General features: G+C 42.8%; 14 protein-coding genes. 9 read left to right on the forward strand and 5 right to left on the reverse strand.

The annotated features are described in order from the left end of the window. The first annotated feature begins 3 nt into the window (after nucleotides 1-3). From SNE26_RS03270 to SNE26_RS03295, 6 genes are all read left to right on the forward strand, one after another. Nucleotides 4-825: an alpha/beta hydrolase gene (locus SNE26_RS03270; protein ID WP_321557946.1), complete on the forward strand. Its 822-nt coding sequence runs from the start codon at nucleotides 4-6 to the stop codon at nucleotides 823-825. Nucleotides 826-1009: 184 nt separating this feature from the next. After that, nucleotides 1010-1534: a helix-turn-helix domain-containing protein gene (locus SNE26_RS03275; RefSeq protein ID WP_321554978.1), complete on the forward strand. Its 525-nt coding sequence runs from the start codon at nucleotides 1010-1012 to the stop codon at nucleotides 1532-1534. Between the two features lie 7 nt (nucleotides 1535-1541). Next, nucleotides 1542-2060 carry an IS630 family transposase gene (locus SNE26_RS03280; RefSeq protein WP_321560020.1) on the forward strand — a complete coding sequence of 173 codons (519 nt, stop codon included), beginning with the start codon at nucleotides 1542-1544 and terminating at the stop codon, nucleotides 2058-2060. 12 nt (nucleotides 2061-2072) lie between these two features. Beyond that, nucleotides 2073-2402: a hypothetical protein gene (locus SNE26_RS03285; RefSeq protein ID WP_321557947.1), complete on the forward strand. Its 330-nt coding sequence runs from the start codon at nucleotides 2073-2075 to the stop codon at nucleotides 2400-2402. Nucleotides 2403-2559: 157 nt separating this feature from the next. Next, the gene (locus SNE26_RS03290; protein ID WP_321557948.1) at nucleotides 2560-3774 is read left to right on the forward strand and encodes a hypothetical protein; all 1215 of its coding nucleotides are present in this window, start codon (nucleotides 2560-2562) and stop codon (nucleotides 3772-3774) included. A 96-nt stretch (nucleotides 3775-3870) separates the two neighbouring features. After that, nucleotides 3871-5142: a multidrug effflux MFS transporter gene (locus SNE26_RS03295; protein WP_321557949.1), complete on the forward strand. Its 1272-nt coding sequence runs from the start codon at nucleotides 3871-3873 to the stop codon at nucleotides 5140-5142. Nucleotides 5143-5184: 42 nt separating this feature from the next. On the opposite strand, the gene SNE26_RS03300 is transcribed toward SNE26_RS03295, so the two are convergent. Then, entirely contained in the window at nucleotides 5185-5592 is a 408-nt protein-coding gene (locus SNE26_RS03300) for a hypothetical protein (RefSeq protein ID WP_321557950.1), read from the reverse strand. Nucleotides 5593-5768: 176 nt separating this feature from the next. After that, nucleotides 5769-5927, reverse strand: coding sequence for a hypothetical protein (locus tag SNE26_RS03305; RefSeq protein ID WP_321557951.1), 159 nt, complete (start codon nucleotides 5925-5927; stop codon nucleotides 5769-5771). A gap of 286 nt (nucleotides 5928-6213) precedes the next feature. On the opposite strand from SNE26_RS03305, the gene SNE26_RS03310 reads away from it, so the two are divergent. After that, nucleotides 6214-8103: an SPFH domain-containing protein gene (locus tag SNE26_RS03310; RefSeq protein ID WP_321557952.1), complete on the forward strand. Its 1890-nt coding sequence runs from the start codon at nucleotides 6214-6216 to the stop codon at nucleotides 8101-8103. A gap of 511 nt (nucleotides 8104-8614) precedes the next feature. Here SNE26_RS03310 and SNE26_RS03315 read toward each other — a convergent pair. Both SNE26_RS03315 and lpdA read right to left on the reverse strand, forming a co-directional pair. Further along, the gene (locus SNE26_RS03315) at nucleotides 8615-9454 is read right to left on the reverse strand and encodes an MBL fold metallo-hydrolase (protein WP_321557953.1); all 840 of its coding nucleotides are present in this window, start codon (nucleotides 9452-9454) and stop codon (nucleotides 8615-8617) included. A gap of 134 nt (nucleotides 9455-9588) precedes the next feature. Then, nucleotides 9589-10980, reverse strand: coding sequence for a dihydrolipoyl dehydrogenase (gene lpdA, locus SNE26_RS03320; protein ID WP_321557954.1), 1392 nt, complete (start codon nucleotides 10978-10980; stop codon nucleotides 9589-9591). Between the two features lie 397 nt (nucleotides 10981-11377). Here lpdA and SNE26_RS03325 point away from each other — a divergent pair, with 397 nt between their 5' ends. Beyond that, complete coding sequence (locus tag SNE26_RS03325; RefSeq protein ID WP_321557955.1) at nucleotides 11378-14707, forward strand: TonB-dependent receptor; 3330 nt, start codon at nucleotides 11378-11380, stop codon at nucleotides 14705-14707. A gap of 126 nt (nucleotides 14708-14833) precedes the next feature. Here SNE26_RS03325 and SNE26_RS03330 read toward each other — a convergent pair whose 3' ends face one another. Further along, complete coding sequence (locus tag SNE26_RS03330) at nucleotides 14834-16015, reverse strand: AIR synthase related protein (RefSeq protein ID WP_321557956.1); 1182 nt, start codon at nucleotides 16013-16015, stop codon at nucleotides 14834-14836. Nucleotides 16016-16234: 219 nt separating this feature from the next. Here SNE26_RS03330 and SNE26_RS03335 point away from each other — a divergent pair, with 219 nt between their 5' ends. Beyond that, entirely contained in the window at nucleotides 16235-18010 is a 1776-nt protein-coding gene (locus SNE26_RS03335; protein ID WP_321557957.1) for a chloride channel protein, read from the forward strand. Nucleotides 18011-18209: the final 199 nt, after the last annotated feature.

Consider the following 18209-nt stretch of genomic DNA (forward strand, 5'->3'; position numbering starts at 1 on the left):
AATATGTTTGTTATCAAAAAACTATCGGCAAGTTTAGCGCTGTTAATTTTTATGCTGATCACCGGCAATGGTGCATTAGCGCAGCCGGTTACTGCTCCCGGCAGCTATTATACTTCGTTTGATGGTGTTAAAATTCATTATGAAGTGAAAGGCGATGGCTTCCCGGTGATACTGGTACATGGTTTTTCGGGCACGGGCGAAGGCTGGAAAAAAGGACAGCTTTATAATGATCTGTTAACGGCTGGTTATAAAGTGATCATACTGGACCAGCGGGGCAACGGTTGGTCGGACAAGCCCCACGACGATGCCGGTTATGCTAATGACGCTGAAGCCAAAGACATCATGGGCCTGGCCACAAGCCTTGGCTTGAAACGATATGATATTGTTGGATACTCCCGTGGATCCATCATTACTTCGCGCGTGTTTGTACTGGATAAACGGGTTCAAAAGGCGGTAATGGGTGGCATGGGCGATGCTTATACCAATCCCGAATGGCCGCGAAGGATTCATGCTTATAAGGCTTTAATGGGCGATACCAGCTTTCATGATGTTGATGGGATGATCAAATACATCCACAGTAACCCTTTTGATGAACTTGCTTTGGCCTATCAGCAAAAGTGGCAGCCATCAACCAGCAAACAGGAATTAGGAAAGGTAAAAATCCCGGTGCTGCTCATTGACGGAACCGAAGATCACGATAACGGCGACGAGGTTGCTCTTCATAAGCTCATTCCCGGCTCAAAGCTTGTTCACGTTCCGGGCGATCATAACAGCGCCAGCCGCACTCCCCAATTTTCAAAAGCTGTAATGGCTTTCCTGAAATAACATTTTGTCAGTTAATGTTCAGTTATTGAATTTTTGAGCTGTTATTTTTGATAACGGTCTGCTATTTGTATGAGTGTTTTGTGGTAACACTTATTAAATACATACCATTATGAAAAAGCTAATGATATATATATAAAGTCTAATATATTTTTACAATTAAAGAAAAAAAATGTAACTTGCTTACATGAGCAAAGTAGCATTAAAAATAGAACATTATACTTCAGAAGAGTTACGATCCCTATTGAGGAAAGACGAGAAGTATCAACAGGCGATAAGATTATACGCCTGTTACCAGGTTTCTTTAGGTAAGCGGCCACAGGAGTTGGAATCGATTTACGAAACGTCTTTTAAGTCGATTTGCAATTGGGTAAACCGTTTAAATGAAGGCGGGATAGAGGCATTAATAGATAAGGTAAAACCGGGAAGAAATAACCGGCTTACGAATGATGAGCTACAATCGATAAAAGCTGTATTGTTAAATAAGCAGCCCGATGATTATGGATTTAACAGCGCCACCTGGACAGGGCCGTTATTGATTGAACTGATCAGGAAGGAATATCAGGTTGAATATAAAAAAGCGCAGATATACAATATATTAAAGAAGTTAGGTTTGACATTTCAAAAGGGTAAAGGCCTGTATCCCGAAGCACAGGACAGGGAAGAAAAGGTAAATGTTTTAAAAAAAACTCCGGGAGTTTCGGCAAGCTGATGCGGTAATCGTATTTGAGGATGAAGCAAGTTTGTCAAACACAGCTACAGTTTCGTATATGTGGGCAGAAAAAGGTAAGCAGCCGAAAATAAATCAAAAGCAACGAAAAAGAGAAAGGAAAACTTTGTTTGGTTGTATTGAACCTGAAACCGGGATTGTAATCACCGGTAAAGCCGACAAAGGCAATACTGTCAGCTTTTTTAGTTTCCTGCTATTGGTGGCGAAAATGTACCGGAACCGTAAGGTGATAATGGTTCTGGACAATGTGCCCTACCATCACGCCAAAAGACTGAAACCGATATTGGAGCGATACAGGCACAGGATAGAATTACTATACCTTCCAGCGTATTCTCCCGACCTGAATCCCATTGAGCGGGTTTGGTGGTATATGAGAAAGAAGATTACTCATAATCGGTATGTTCACAATCTGGAAGACCGGATCAATAGCTTTGACGTCTTTATGCAGGATTTCAAAGTTGAAAATGATCTCGGAAAGAATTTAGCTAAATTAATTGTAAATATTTAATGTACTTTATATATGTGCTTTTTAATTGGCCTGATGCTATCCATCAGTGTCACTGCCAACGCACAAACAACAAAGAAAAAGGGAATAAGTAAACAAGGCAAAGGCGCAATCATAGGTGGAGCAGGCGGTGCAATTGCGGGTGGCCTTATTACGCATAGTGCAGGCGGCGCCGTAGTTGGCGGCGCGCTGGGTGCCGGGGGCGGTTATATTATCGGTAACGAGGCCCGCAGGCGCGAGGAAAAAAGAAAACGCGCAGCACGCATTGCCTGGCGCAGGGCACATCCCCATCACCATTATACTACAACTAAAACCACGGTAACTAAACAAACAACCTATCATTAATTTAAATGGTTGTTATAAAGGCCTGTAACTTTTAATAATTACAGGCCTTTTTTATTTAAATTAAAATTTAGCTAAATTGAAGCGATTGCCCTGTTTTATCCGTTATTAAACTTATTAACGGCCAAACAGCAAGGCAATATTTTTCGTTTAAAGCACGATGGTAAAAGGGTTATCTGTAATAGTTTTATGTTTGATTCCGGCAATGGTGCTGGCTCAGGAGCCGGTTACCGATACCATCAGCATAAAAAAAGATACAGTACCGCAACGGGATGTTATTGACATTGTACGTTCGCTTTTTAAAATAAAGCCCCGGCACCAGGCAACTGAACGAAAGAAAATCTACTTTTCTGTTTTTCCTACCTCAACAACTGACGGGCGGAGCGGAGGAAAAGCATTGTTTACTTCAACAACAGCGGGGTTCTACCTCGGTGATGAGGCCACTACTAACTTATCAAGCTTTACTTTTACTCCTTATTTTAATTTGAAAGGGAGGTATGGCTTGCCTATCCGGTCAAATATCTGGCTTAATAATAACGAGTGGAATATACAGGGCGATACCCGGCTGATGGTTTATCCGCAATATACCTGGGGCTTAGGGGGCAACCAGGGGGCAGGAGATAAGTTTTTGATAAATTATAATTACCTCCGCTTTTATCAAAGCGTATTAAAGCAGGTAAAGCCATACTTTTATGCGGGTTTAGGCTATAATCTTGACTATTACATGGATATTGAAAGCAACGGCGATCAAAACCTGCGTAAGTTTACCGGCTATAAATATGGCACCGCTGCTGATCAGGATGCTTTTTCATCGGGCATAACACTCAATTTATTGTACGATTCGCGCAAAAACTCTATTAATCCGCTGCCCGGGGCTTATGCCAACGTGGTTTACCGGGTTAATGCCAAGGCGTTTGGAAGCCACACCGATTGGCGGTCATTATACATTGATATGCGCAAGTATATACAGCTAACCAACACCGGACCTAAAAACGTGCTGGCTTTCTGGGCTTATTACTGGACAACACTTACGCCGCGCACACCATATCTTAACCTGCCAAGCCTTGGCTGGGAACCTTATCAGCGGTCGGGCAGGGGATTTCCGCAAAGCCGTTACCGGGGCGACAGGCTGGTGTACTTTGAAACTGAATACCGCCGCGATATCACCCGCAATGGTTTATTGGGCTTTGTGGTATTTGCCAACGTAAACTCGGTTACCGAGCCCGAGAACCATGCGTTTGTATACTGGCACCCGGCTGGCGGCACAGGCCTGCGTTTTAAGTTCAATAAAAAAGCGGGCACCAATATCAGCCTCGATTATGGAGTGAGCAAAAACTTCTCGTCAATAAGTCTTAATTTAGGCGAGGCGTTTTAGGGGGCTGTAGTTCATGGATCATAGTTCATGGTGATAAGCCTATGAATGATTGCTTGAACATTGAAAAACCATCCCATACTATAATCCAATATTGCGATGATCCATGAACTACCAACCATGAACCATCAACCATCAACAAAAAACATGACCAAACAAAAATATACAGTACTAATCCTTATATTGGGTTCGCTCACGGCACTTGGCCCTTTTTCTATCGATATGTACTTGCCAGGCTTTAAAGCCATAGCCAAATACCTGCATACCAGCACCGATGAGGTAGCGCTATCATTATCGAGCTATTTTATTGGCATCGCTGCCGGGCAATTACTTTACGGACCTTTGCTTGACAGGTTTGGTCGTAAAAACCCATTGTACTGGGGGCTTGGACTTTACATCGTATCATCGATGGGGTGTTTTTTTTCATCATCACTCGAAATGCTTATCGCGCTTCGGTTTTTCCAGGCGGTAGGCAGTTGTGCAGCAAGCGTGGCGGCTATGGCCATGGTGCGCGATCTGTTTCCGGTTGAGGATAATGCCAAGGTATTTTCATTGCTGATCCTGGTGCTCGGTGCATCGCCAATGCTGGCCCCTACCGCAGGCAGTTACATCACCGCGGCTTTTGAATGGCAGATCATTTTCCTGGTGTTGACCATTATAGCAGTGCTGATATTGCTGGCAGTCATATTCTGGCTCCCTGAAAGCTATGAGCCCGATCCTGCTTATTCCTTAGCACCTGGACCAATCATAGGGCACTTTATAACAGTTTTAAAAGATGCTCAGTTTGTAACTTATGCCATAGGCGGCGCGTTCGCATTCGCGGGTTTGTTTGCCTATGTTTCGTCATCGCCTATTGTGTTTATTGAGGGCTTTAAAGTAAGCGAGAAGCAGTTCGGCTGGATCTTTGCCGGGCTTTCGGTAGGATTTATCGGTTCAAGTCAGCTAAACAGCGTGCTGATAAAAAAATACAAAAGCGAACAAATGATAGGCGCATCACTTATTTTAATGGTGATTATTTCCATCATGTTTTTGGCAGGCTCATTAAATCATTGGTTCGGGATAGGTGGTACCATAGCTATGATATTTGGGGTATTGTGCTGTGTTGGCATTTGTGCCCCAAATACATCTGCATTATCCCTTGCTCCCTTTACTAAAAATGCGGGTTCGGCTTCTGCAATATTAGGCGCATCGCAAATGGCCGTGGGGGCCTTATCATCTATAGGTATCTCGGTAATAAAACAACACAGCTCACTGCCTATGGCGGCAGTTATGGCAGCCTCATCAATTTTGGCACTCTTGATTGTATTTATTGGCAAGCGGTTTATAAAAAACAAGGTTGAGGCCAGTAATGATGTTGTGGTGGCGCATTGAACCTTGATTTTTAGGATTGAAGGATTTACCTGATTGAAATTGTTAAAATTTACTTGCCCGCAGCGCGGTTACCTTTGAGCCATCTGGGCCGGTGCTTTCAAAAACTATCTTGTTTTCGGTTAGTTCCGAAACGTAAAAAACAAAATTTCGGGTTTTGCCATCAGGGAGTTTCTCGGTTACATTCATGTTACTGCCATTCAGCGTAAAAGATCCGTGCGACAAGAATTTGCCGCCCCACACAATCAGGAATTTCATTTCGGGCGTAAACTGGATATAAGGTACGTTAGCATCCAACTCGGCTTGTTTTACCGTATCCGGCGGACTTGCATTTGGATGCTCAATTTTTATATATTTCCATTTACCGGTAAGCGTCCTAACCGAAACTTCAGGTTTACATGATGCTATAAAAAACACCACAACAGCAAACAATAAAAAGCCTTGTTTTATCATAACAGAAAATGTTTGGATAAAACTATACAATTGCTTTTGAAATTGAAAGCGCGAATGAAGGCGAGACTCAGCCAAGGCTTAGTCTTTAGTCTAAAGAGTTAAGTATTAAGTTTCAGGTATAGAGAAAAGAGAAGGGGACTTATGACTCGAGACTTAGTACTATTTACTTTACACTATTATTTTTTTGTGCCTTTCCTGGTACGCTCTTCAGCCTGCTTCACCTCGTCTTTTTCACTTAGCGGGCCTTCGGTTTTGATCTCTTTGGCCTTTTGTCCACCCGCTTCTGTTGGACTTATCCTGGTGCCTTCTTTTTTGGTGTCTTTGGGGATACTCATAGCGGTAATGTTAAATATTCATTAAACAATATGATACTTGTTTAACTAAGCCAGTCGTAAAATGTTTCCTGAAAATCGTTATAAAATTTACTTTCTGTGTATCAACTAATTACATGTATTTGACGGTACTCCTAAAATATTTTTAAGATTTTTCGTAACAAAGCATAATTACAACTGTCTTAATGACACTATATAGCCAAGGTACTCTTCCAGGTAAGCTATAAGTATTGTGAGGGCCCGCACCTTAAGGGTTCCGTTAAAAAAATCAAAAACAATCTTTAAAAAAATGGACAATCTAATTGTTAGTCTGTGGTGGGTTATACCCGTCATAGTGTTATTGCTGATGTACAAATTTGTTTTGCGCGTATTTTGCGGTATGGTCATCGTTCCTGACGATCGTATCGGGTTGGTGATAAAGAAGTTTGCCCTTACAGGTAATAGTCGCCTGCCCGATGGCCGTATCATTGCTACCAAAGGTGAAGCTGGTATGCAGGGCCGTGCCCTTGCGCCGGGCCTGTACTGGAAAATGTGGCCATGGCAGTATACCATTATCATGCAGCCCTTTACCATTATTGAGCAAAACAAGCTGGGCCTTGTAAAAGCTAAAGACGGCGCCCCCTTTGATACCGGTCGTGTACTGGGCAAGCCGGTTGATTGTGATAAGTTTCAGGATGCGGTAGCATTTTTGGATAACAATGGTCAAAAAGGCCCGCAGGCCGCATTCCTTACACCGGGTAGCTACCGTATCAACGCATTTTTGTTTGATATTGAGATGGTGCCCATAACCCAGATCCATGAAAACAAGGTGGGGATTATTACCACTTTGGATGGTGAACCGCTGAATAAGGGCGAGATAGCAGGCGAATCAGTTGCCGGGCATAAGAACTACCAGGACCCAATAGCTTTTATCACAGCCGGCGGCCGTAAAGGTTTGCAGGAAGATGTGATACTGGCAGGTACCTACTACCTTAACCCGTGGTTTGTGAGCGTTGAACAGGTGGATATGATCTATATCCCGATTGGTTATGTAGGTGTTGTTAACTCGTTCGTAGGCCCCGAAGGCAAGGATACCAGCGGCGATAATTTTAAGCATGGTAACATTGTTAAACGGAACGAAAAAGGCGTTTGGGACGAACCGCTCGACCCGGGCAAGCACCCGGTAAACATCTATACCCACGCCGTTGAAATTGTACCTACAACAAACATCGTATTGAACTGGGCCGACAGCCGTACCGAATCGCACGAATTGGACAAAAACCTGTGTACCATTACGGTGAGGTCAAGCGATGGTTTTACTTTTAACCTTGATGTGTCACAGATCATCCACGTGCCACGCAACGAAGCACCGAAAGTGATAGCGAGGTTCGGTAAAATGAAAAACCTGGTATCGCAGGTACTGGAACCAACCATTGCCAACTACTTCCGTAACTCGGCCCAAAAAAGTGATGTGATCGGCTTCCTGGCCAATCGTATCCAAAGGCAAACAGATGCCCGCGAGCACATTGGCCGTGTACTGGAAACCTATAACGTAATTGGTGTGGATACCCTGATAGGTGACATCGTGCCGCCGGCCGCACTGATGAAAACCCTTACCGATCGTAAACTGGCCGAAGAGGAAAAGGTTACTTACGAGATTCAGCGTCATGCGCAGATTGAACGTAAGGAGTTTGAAAGCGCCCGTGCGGGGGCCGATATGCAGCCTGAGGTAGTGAAATCAACCCGCCAGGTTGAGATCAACACCCAAATGGCTGCTTCAAGGGTTGCCGCATCAAAAGGTGAGGCAGAAGCTAAAACCATCAACGCCAAGGCCGATGCCGAGGTAAGGATCACGATAGCCAAAGCTGATGCCGAAGCCAAAACTGTGAATGCCAAAGCCGACGCTAATGCCACAGAGGTGAACGGTATGGCCGAAGGTGCCAAGATCAAAGCCATAGGTTTATCAGAAGCCGAGGTTACCAAACAAAAAACCGAAGCCATGGGTACCGAACAATATGCCATAGTACGTGTAGCCGAAGCTTTGGCTGCCGCGGGCATCAGGTTGGTTCCTGAGATACTGGTAAGCGGTAAAGACGGCGGTAGCGGCGGTATGATAGATGCGCTGATTGGTACCGAAATGCTTAAAAAACTGCAGATCGAAAACCAGGGCAAAGGCGGCGCCACCACTAAAGGCGAATAATTGAAATATCCTGGTGTATAAAATTTGTAAACAGGTTATGAAATCCTGATAAATTATGCATCATGGTTAAGGTTTGTGATTGGAGATTTTTGAGGAAGAGTACAAATAACTCAAAATCCTAAACCTTTTTATTGAAGAGATCAGAGGCTGGCGATTAGTGGTTAACCGCTTTAACCTGCCGAAGAAAGAGCGTTCTTTATACCTAAACCTTTCTCATAGTGATCAGAGGTTGGAGATTAGAGGTTAGCTGCTGCAAACGCGACTGAGCTTTATGATCCGGCTGCTCTGAAATAATTGACGAGGCTTTTTACCTAAACCGATCAATTGACAAAGGCATCCGCGAGGGATGCCTTTTGTGTTTTATGAGTTATATAAAAGCTAAAAGCATAATGCACAAAGCTTAAATCTAATAATTTGATTATCAATGCCATTTGCAATCCTTATGTGAAAATTATTAATAGACTCTATATAAAGAATCAACGGAATCATCGAAATCAAAACCAATCAACGGTCATAGGTCGCTTAGCTTAAACGTGTCCTTAACCCTGATGCCCTTTTCTGTTGCCAGTAAAGTGCAGCATTCGTTAACTGGGTCGTGCTCAAAGTATAGTACATATTCTTTTTCCAAAGCCTCGTTTAAAAAGAGCTTTTTCTCGGCAAGTGTTTGCAGTGGGAACATATCATAAGCCATTACATAGGGGATAGGCAGGTGCCCGACAGACGGCAACAGATCGGCCATGTACAGGATCTGCTTTCCTTTGTAATTGATAAGCGGCAGCATCATTGATTCGGTATGGCCGGATACAAAACGGATATCAAAATCCTTCATAAAATCAATACCGTCTTCAGCATCAACAAATTGTAATTGGCCGCTTTCTTGTATCGGTATAATATTCTCTCTGAAAAAAGACGCTTTTTCTCGGTCGTTGGGGTTTACTGCCCAGTCCCAGTGTTTGGGATTGCTCCAGTAAGTAGCATTTTTAAAAGCAGGTAGCAGGTTTTCGCCATCCCGTACAACAGCGCCGCCTACATGGTCAAAATGCAGGTGGGTTAAAAATACGTCGGTAATATCATCCCTGTGAAAACCAAGCGAAGCCAGCGAGCTATCCAAACTTGCATTACCGTGAAGGTAGTAATGGCTGAAGAATTTTTCACTTTGCTTATTACCTATGCCTGTATCAACTAATATCAAACGGTTTTCATGTTCAACCAGCAGGCAGCGCATGGCCCAGGTGCAAAGGTTGTTTTCATCGGCAGGATTAGTTTTGTTCCAGATGGTTTTCGGAACAACGCCAAACATAGCCCCGCCGTCTAATTTGAAAAAGCCGGTATCGATGGTGTGTAGTTTCATTTTTTTAGTCGATGGTCAATAGACGATAGTCCATAGAGAATGTTTGAAAACAAAAATAGCCATAAATTAAATGCTTAATACATCAATTTATGGCTATAATGAACTATAGTTCCCCCTTTAGGGGGTTAGGGGGCTTACAAGTGGATACACTCGCCGTAAGCTTCGGCGGCGGCTTCCATTACAGCTTCGCTCATGGTTGGGTGAGGGTGTACCGATTTGATGATCTCGTGACCGGTAGCTTCCAGTTTGCGGGCTGTGACTACTTCGGCAATCATTTCGGTAACATTGTAACCAAGCATGTGAGCGCCTAAGAATTCGCCGTATTTGGCATCAAATATCACTTTTACAAAGCCATCTTTGGCGCCGGCAGCACTTGCTTTACCTGACGCCGAGAATGGAAATTTACCCACTTTAATTTCATAACCTGCCTCTTTAGCTGCTTTTTCGGTATAACCAACAGAAGCAACTTCAGGCGAGCAATAAGTACAGCCCGGGATGTTGTTATAATCAAGCGGATGCGGATTTTGACCTGCAATTTTTTCAACGCAGATAATACCTTCGGCAGATGCTACGTGAGCAAGGGCCTGACCCTTCACAATATCGCCTATAGCATAAACCCCTTCAACGTTGGTGCGGTAAAAATCATCAACCAATACTTTACCGCGCTCGGTTTTAACGCCGTTTTCTTCAAGGCCGATGCCTTCAAGGTTGGTAGCGATACCTACTGCAGAAAGAACAATCTCGGCCTCAAGTACTTCAGTACCGGCAGCTGTTTTTACAGTTACCTTGCAAAGATCTCCGCTGGCATCAATCGACTCCACATTTGAGCTGGTCATGATGTTGATGCCTTGTTTTTTAAGGATACGGTTTAAGCCTTTTGATACATCCTCATCCTCCAACGGAACAATATTATCCAAAAACTCAACCACAGTAACTTTTGTACCTATTGAGTTATAAAAATAAGCAAACTCAATACCTATAGCACCCGAACCAACTACAACCATCGATTTAGGCTGTTGAGGTAACACCATGGCCTGGCGGTAACCGATAACTTTTTTACCATCCTGTTTCAGGTTAGGTAATTCGCGCGAACGGCCGCCTGTTGCTAATATAATGTGTTTTGCACTGTAAGTTTTAGCTGACCCATCGGCAGCTTTAACTTCAACAACGCCTTTGCTTTTCAATTTACCAAAGCCAACAAGAACATCTATCTTGTTTTTCTTCATCAAAAACTGAACACCCTTGCTCATGCCATCGGCAACGTTACGGCTTCTTTTAACAACTGCGGCAAAATCAACTTCGCCGGCGCCGTTAATTTTAATACCGTAATCGGCACTGTGGTTAAGGTATTCAAAAACCTGGGCGCTTTTTAATAAAGCCTTGGTTGGGATACAACCCCAGTTCAAACAGATACCGCCTAATGATTCTTTTTCGACAATGGCGGTTTTTAAACCAAGCTGGGAAGCGCGGATAGCAGCAACATAGCCACCCGGGCCCGACCCAATAACAATTACATCGTAATCCATATTATTATTGATATACTTTAATTTCGTTTCAAAGGTAAATAAGCTGTGCGGATTTTTGTGGTTTTTCCGCAGGCCCCTATTTTTTGAATGCCAAAGCTAAGTAAAAGGGCTGAAACCAAAAAATGTACTGCCGGTATATATGACTTGCCGGCGGTTATTTGTATCTGCGCTGTGTCATAAAAGCAAACGTGTAATATAATCATTAAGTCCGGATATGATTTAAACCATATTATTTGCAATATTTTCATCGCTTTTGACGATTGTTTTATGGTTTTTATGCTTATAATGTAAAATGTTGATAAATATATAATAATTGTTAACGTTAACTTAACATTGGTAATTAGTTCATTAATTATCTTTGCGCCAATTAATTAAACGTATAATAAAAAAGCAATTTATGAGGAAGCATTACCTTCTTTTATTACTTCTCATCGGCTTTTCGTTCTTCACTGGTAAGAGCGTATTAGCCCAGGGTGTAACCACCGCCAGCATTAACGGTACCGTTACCGATGCTAAAGGTGCTATTCCCGGTGCAACCGTAACAATTACACACATCCCAACAGGTACTGTGTATTCAACTGTAACCCGTGCCGACGGCCGTTACAACATCCCTAACTTAAGAGTAGGTGGCCCCTACACTTTCAAAGTAACTTTTATTGGTTACGCAAATTATGTTCAGGAAGGTATTAACCTTTCAATTGGTCAGGATCAAAGAATCGCTGCCCAACTTGCTGATAACACTACTTCATTAAAAGAGGTAACTGTTAGAGGTACTGCAGGTAAAGTGATCAACTCTTCACGTACCGGCGCCCGCGAAACCATCAGCCGTCAGCAAATTGAAAACCTGCCAACTATTGCCCGTTCATTAACCGACTTTACTAAATTGACTCCATCTGCAAATGGTTTATCATTTGGCGGTCGTTCAAGTACTTTCAATAACATTACTGTTGACGGTGCTTTGTTCAACAACTCATTTGGTTTATCAGGTACATTGGGTGGTCAAACAAGTTCACAGCCAATTTCATTAGACGCGATTGACCAGATCCAGGTTGATATTGCCCCTTATGACGTGCGCCAGGGTAACTTTACCGGTGCAGGTGTTAACACTGTGGTAAAATCAGGTACTAATGAAGTTAAAGGTACTGCTTACTATTTTGCCCGTGGTTCAAAATTGCAAGGTTACCATGTTGGCCCAACCAACCTGAACGTAACTGACGTAAATTACCATACAGATGGTGTTGCTGTAGGCGGCCCGATTATCAAAAACAAATTATTCTTATTCGTATCTGGTGAGCAGGAAAGAATCACTCAACCACCTTCAGCTGTTTATGTAGCTGGCGGTTCAGGCGCAAGTGGTGCAAACGTATCACAGGTACAAGCTTCTACACTTGATGCTATCAAACAAAAACTTGCAACTTTTGGTTATGATCCTGGTGTTTACCAAGGTTACAACTACCGTACATCAAGCAATAAATTAACTGCTAAGATTGATTGGAACATCAATAAAAACAACACTTTAAGTGCTAAGTATTTTTACTTAAAATCATTTAAAGATCAGCCTGCAAGTAACTCAGGTATTGTTAATGGCGGTGTTGGTTATGGTACTACACGTGCACCAGGTGTGTCTACCCTGCCATTCTACGGTTCAGGTTACACTATCAACAACAACTTTAACATTGGTATTATTGAGTTAGATACACGTTTCAGCAACAAAGTTTCAAACAAACTTACTGTTGGATACTCTGCCTTAAGAGATTTCCGTAACTTCCTTGGTAGCTCAACTATTCCTATGGTTGATATCGGTAACGGTACAAGTGACGCCAATGGTAACGTAGTAACTGCTGCCAACGCAACAGCAACCAGCTTTGGTTCGGAGCTTTATACAGCCGGAAACTTGTTAAATACCAATATTTTCCAGTTTTCCGACGATTTAACCATCTTCTCTGGTAAACACGAGTTTACAATAGGTACCAGTAACCAAATCCAGAGCTACACCAATGGTTTTGCTCCTGATTACAATGGTTTATATACCTATAACTCAGCTTCTGACTTCATAAACGGCTTGCCGGCAGCAGCTTACACGCTACGTTATTCTGCAGTAGGTAATTCATTCCCGTTTGCTAAAATAAAAGCTTCTATCTACAGTTTTTACGTACAGGATAGGTTCCACGTAACTGATAACTTCAGGTTAACTTACGGCTTAAGGGCTGATTATGATGTATTCCCTACTACTTTGGCTGCAAACTCAAATGCTGCAGCTCTAACTTTTCAGGGCGGTACTCATGTTGATGTTTCTAAATTGCCGAAAAACAGGGTTCAGTTATCACCTCGTGTAGGCTTTAACTGGGATGTTAATGGCGATGGTTCTACCCAGGTTCGTGGTGGTTCTGGTTTATTCACCGGTTCGGTACCATTTGTATGGATCTCAAACCAGGCGTCAAACAACGGTTTGTTATTCGGTTCATACACCATTACCAAAGCAAATGCTACTCCTGCTAATGCCGGTCAGTTAGTGTTTGATCCAAATGTTAACAAAAACAGGCCTTCAAACGCAGTAGCTGCAACTTCATATGAGTTAGACGTTGCTGATCCAAACCTGAAATATCCAAAAATCTGGAGAACGAACTTAGCTATCGACCAAAAATTACCTGGCGGTATCATCGGTACAATCGAAGGTGCTTACACTAAAGATATCCGTGCAATTTATCACCAGAACCTTGTTCTTTCTGATGGTTACAGCACTTTTGCAGGCCCTGAAGGTCAAATCCGTTACGATTTAAAAAATACTACTCCTGCTGCAGCTGCAGCAACTGCACAAAACCCGGCTATTACCGGTTTATATTATATGAAGAATACTTCAAAAGGTTTTTCATACTTCATTACCGGTCAGTTACAAAAAAGCTTCACCAATGGTTTTGCTGCAAGCTTTGCATACACTTATACCAAATCGAAAGATGTTAACGACGGTGGTTCAACTGCAAGCACTATCTGGAGCACCAGGTATGTTGCCGGTAACCCTAACGCCGACAATATTTCAAACAGCTCATACGTACAACCAAACCGTATCATTGCTACCGTATCTTACCGTAAACAATACGCTAAAAACTTAGCTACTACAGTTGGTTTAGTATTTGAAGCTGCTAACAGCGGTGCGGTATCTTACATTACTGCCAATGACCCGAACAACGACGGTGCTACCAACGACTTAATGTACATCCCTAAAAGCCAGGGCGACATAACATTAGTTGCTGCTCCAACTGCTGCTAACGGTACTGTTGATACTCGTACCCCAGCACAAATCTGGAACCAGTTAAACAACTTCATTAACCAGGATTCATACTTAAGTGCACACAGAGGTCAGTTTGCTCAAAGGAATGGTGCTATATTGCCAACCTTCAAAAGGTTAGACCTACACTTTGCACAAGACTTCATGATCCAGGCAGGTAAAACTAAAAACACATTAGAATTTACTTTCGATGTAATCAACTTTACCAACTTGTTGAATCGTAACTGGGGCTTATATCAAGTATCTTACAGTGGTTTCAACAACGGTGCAACTACTGTGTTAAGGTATATGGGTAAAGATGCCACAACCGGCAAAGCTCAGTATGCATTCCCTTATCTTGATGCAAATAACGCAATTCCTGTTACTAAGTCATTCCAAAACGATATCAGCACCTTCTCACGCTTCCAGGCGCAAATAGGTGTAAGGTATATCTTCAACTAAGAATAACTTATATGTTATATAAAAGTCCCGGCTATTTGGTCGGGACTTTTTTTGTTTTATTGTGAAAAATAGAAAGGCGCTTGGTTTACCCTAAGCGCCTTTCTATTTTTATATTGTGAAAACTATTTATTCGTACTTAAACACCCCAAATTCCGAGGTTACTGTTACTTTTTTTGTATCTGCTTTTTCAACCCTGCCTATGATCTGTGCATCAACACTAAGGCTTTTTGAAATGCTGATCAGTTCGGTGGCAATGGCTTCGGGTACATAAAGCTCCATACGATGCCCCATGTTAAATACTTTGTACATTTCCTGCCAGCTGGTTTTTGATTCCTCATGGATGAGTTTAAACAGTGGTGGTACAGGGAACAGGTTGTCTTTTATGATATGCAAACCTTCAACAAAATGCAATACTTTAGTTTGTGCGCCGCCGCTGCAATGCACCATGCCGTGCACCTGGCTGCGATAACCATCTAAAATTTGCTTAATGATTGGGGCGTAGGTGCGGGTTGCGCTTAAAACAAGCTTGCCTGCAGTTACGGTTTGGCCATTGCCGATATCAATGGCATCGGTAAGGTTTTTACTTCCCGAAAAGATCAGATCGTAAGGGATGGCCGCGTCATAGCTTTCGGGGAATTTATCGGCAATGTTTTTATTGAACACATCATGACGGGCCGATGTAAGGCCGTTTGAGCCCATACCCCCGTTATATTCTTTTTCATAGCTGGCTTGTCCGTACGAGGCAAGGCCAACTATTACATCGCCGGGTTCAATGCGGTGGTTTGAGATCACATCTTCGCGTTTCATACGGCAGGTAACTGTCGAATCAACAATGATGGTACGTACCAGGTCGCCTACGTCGGCAGTTTCGCCGCCGGTGGAGTAGATGCCTATGCCGGCCTCGCGCAGTTCGGCTAAAATCTCTTCGGTGCCATTAATAATTGCGGCAATAACTTCGCCGGGAATGAGTCCCTTATTGCGGCCGATGGTTGATGATAGCAGGATATTATCCGTTGCGCCAACACAAAGCAAGTCGTCCAGGTTCATGATAATGGCATCCTGCGCAATGCCGCGCCATACGGATATATCTCCCGTCTCTTTCCAGTAAGTATAAGCCAGGGACGATTTAGTGCCGGCACCATCGGCGTGCATAATATTGCAATACTCAGGATCGTTGGTTAAGATATCGGGTACTATTTTGCAGAAAGCTTTTGGGAAAATGCCTTTGTCTATATTTTTTATGGCATTGTGAACGTCATCTTTGGAGGCTGATACGCCACGCTGATCATATCTTTGCGAAGAAATCATGGGCAAATATAATGCTATTAACCTTAATTTTAAGAAAGAGTGCTACTCCTTATATGGAGTTTGAATTATGAATGTGATCTGATTAATAAAATTGACTGAAATTGTGTTTCTTTGTAAGAAAATAGACTGGTGTATATGATCAGCCTGTTTTATCAGCTTAATCTAAAGCAATTCGCGCTCATAACTCTTCATCAGCCGGATTGGTAGTATGTACTTCTTATGTTAAAAACGCTTTCCTACAAAATAAACCGCTGGCGGCTAAAACGCAATAGCCAACGTAACTTTTTAATTTATTGCAGCGTGTTTGTAGGTTTTATGGGCGGACTGGCGGCCGTAGCCCTTAAGTTTTTAGTACATTTAATGGAAGAGCTAAGTCGAAATATCTCTTCGCACCTGTATTATCATATAGCGTACGTGTTTTTGCCTGCAATCGGCATTTTGGGTACCGTGCTGTACCAGCACCTGATTAACCGCGATAAGATCGAAAAAGGGATAGGTAAGGTGCTCATCAATATCAAAAAGAACCGCTCAAACATCAAAGCCAACAATATTTATTCGCATTTAATAACAAGCTCATTAACTATAGGCTTCGGCGGTTCGGCAGGATTGGAGGCGCCTATTGTTTGCACGGGTACAGCCATTGGCTCAAACGTAGGTAAGTTTTTTAAGCTTACACCTTATGAAAAAACGGTATTGTTAGCAGCAGGATGCTCGGCGGGTATAGCGGCAGTGTTTAACAGCCCTATTGCCGGGGTGCTTTTTTCACTGGAGATATTAATAGGAGAGATCACCATTCCCACTTTTATACCTTTATTAATAGCCTCTGCTACGGGGGTAGTGGTATCCAAATTATTGTACTCGGGGCAATTGTTCCATTTGGTTACAGAAGGCTGGGCAATGAACGCCCTGCCATTTTACGTGCTGCTTGGCATATTAAGCGGATGGATAGCTATTTATATATCCAAAGTAGGTGGTAAACTTGAAGGTGGGATCCTTAAAAAGCAAAACCGATACATGCGGGCAATTGTCGGCGGTGTGATATTAGGGTTGATCATTGCGGTGTTTCCTCAATTGTTTGGCGAGGGATATCATTATCTCACTGAAATTTTAAACGGTAATATCAATGTATTAAAAGAGGAGAGCTTTTTTGCCGACTGGCTTTCCGAGCCGCTTGTAATGCTTTTATTTATAGGAGCATTGGTGTTTTCGAAAATCATTGCCGCGGGCATTACAATCGGTGCGGGTGGTAATGGCGGTACATTTGCGCCTACGGTGTTCACGGGCGCTTTTCTGGGGCTGTTTGTGGCCTTCGGCGTTAATCAAACCGGGCTGATACATTTAAATACAGTTAATTTTATTGCTGTGGGTATGGCAGGTGCCCTGGCCGGTGTATTGCATGCTCCGCTAACTGCCATATTTCTGATAGCCGAAATTACCGGTGGATATGTGCTGTTTATTCCACTTATGATCGTATCGGCTATATCATACATCATATCGCGCTATTCATCGCCCCATAATATGTACTGGAGCCAGCTGATTTATCATGACAATATTCATCCGGGGCAGGATTACGGCATGCTTAACAGTATAATGCTTGATAGTATCATTAACCGCAAATATACTCCTGTTGATAAACAAATGCCGGTTGGCGAATTTTACCAGGTACTGGCTAAAACCGATGCCAATATTTTTCCGGTGCTTAAAGGGGATGGAAGTCTTGAAGGCGTTGTATTGATAGACGACATTCGCCGGCGCTTGTTCAATAAAGATATCGCGGATGAAAGTATAGCCGATATCATGATTGAACCCCCGGCCATAATTGACTATGATCAACCAGCCAGCAGCGTTATGGATACCTTTGATGCCATTGACGTATGGCAGTTACCGGTGGTAAAAGATGAGGTTTTTATCGGCTTTATATCCAAATCGGCATTGCTATCAAAATATCGTGAAGTAATTATTGAGCAGCATAAGGCGAGCGATTTGTTTGCATAAGCACTAATTTTACAAATTCAATCGAATTTCCCGAATTGCCTTGCTTGTTTGTGAGAGTTAAGGGAGGAGATGGGGGCCGAATAATTCAGGTCAATAATCCACGCAGGCAGGTCATGGGATTAAAATAAAAAAACGAATTGCCACAAAATTTATCGAACTATGATTAGTGTAATTCGATTTAATTCGTGGCAATTCGTGT

It is taken from the genome of Mucilaginibacter sp. cycad4 (assembly GCF_034263275.1).
Taxonomy (GTDB): domain Bacteria; phylum Bacteroidota; class Bacteroidia; order Sphingobacteriales; family Sphingobacteriaceae; genus Mucilaginibacter.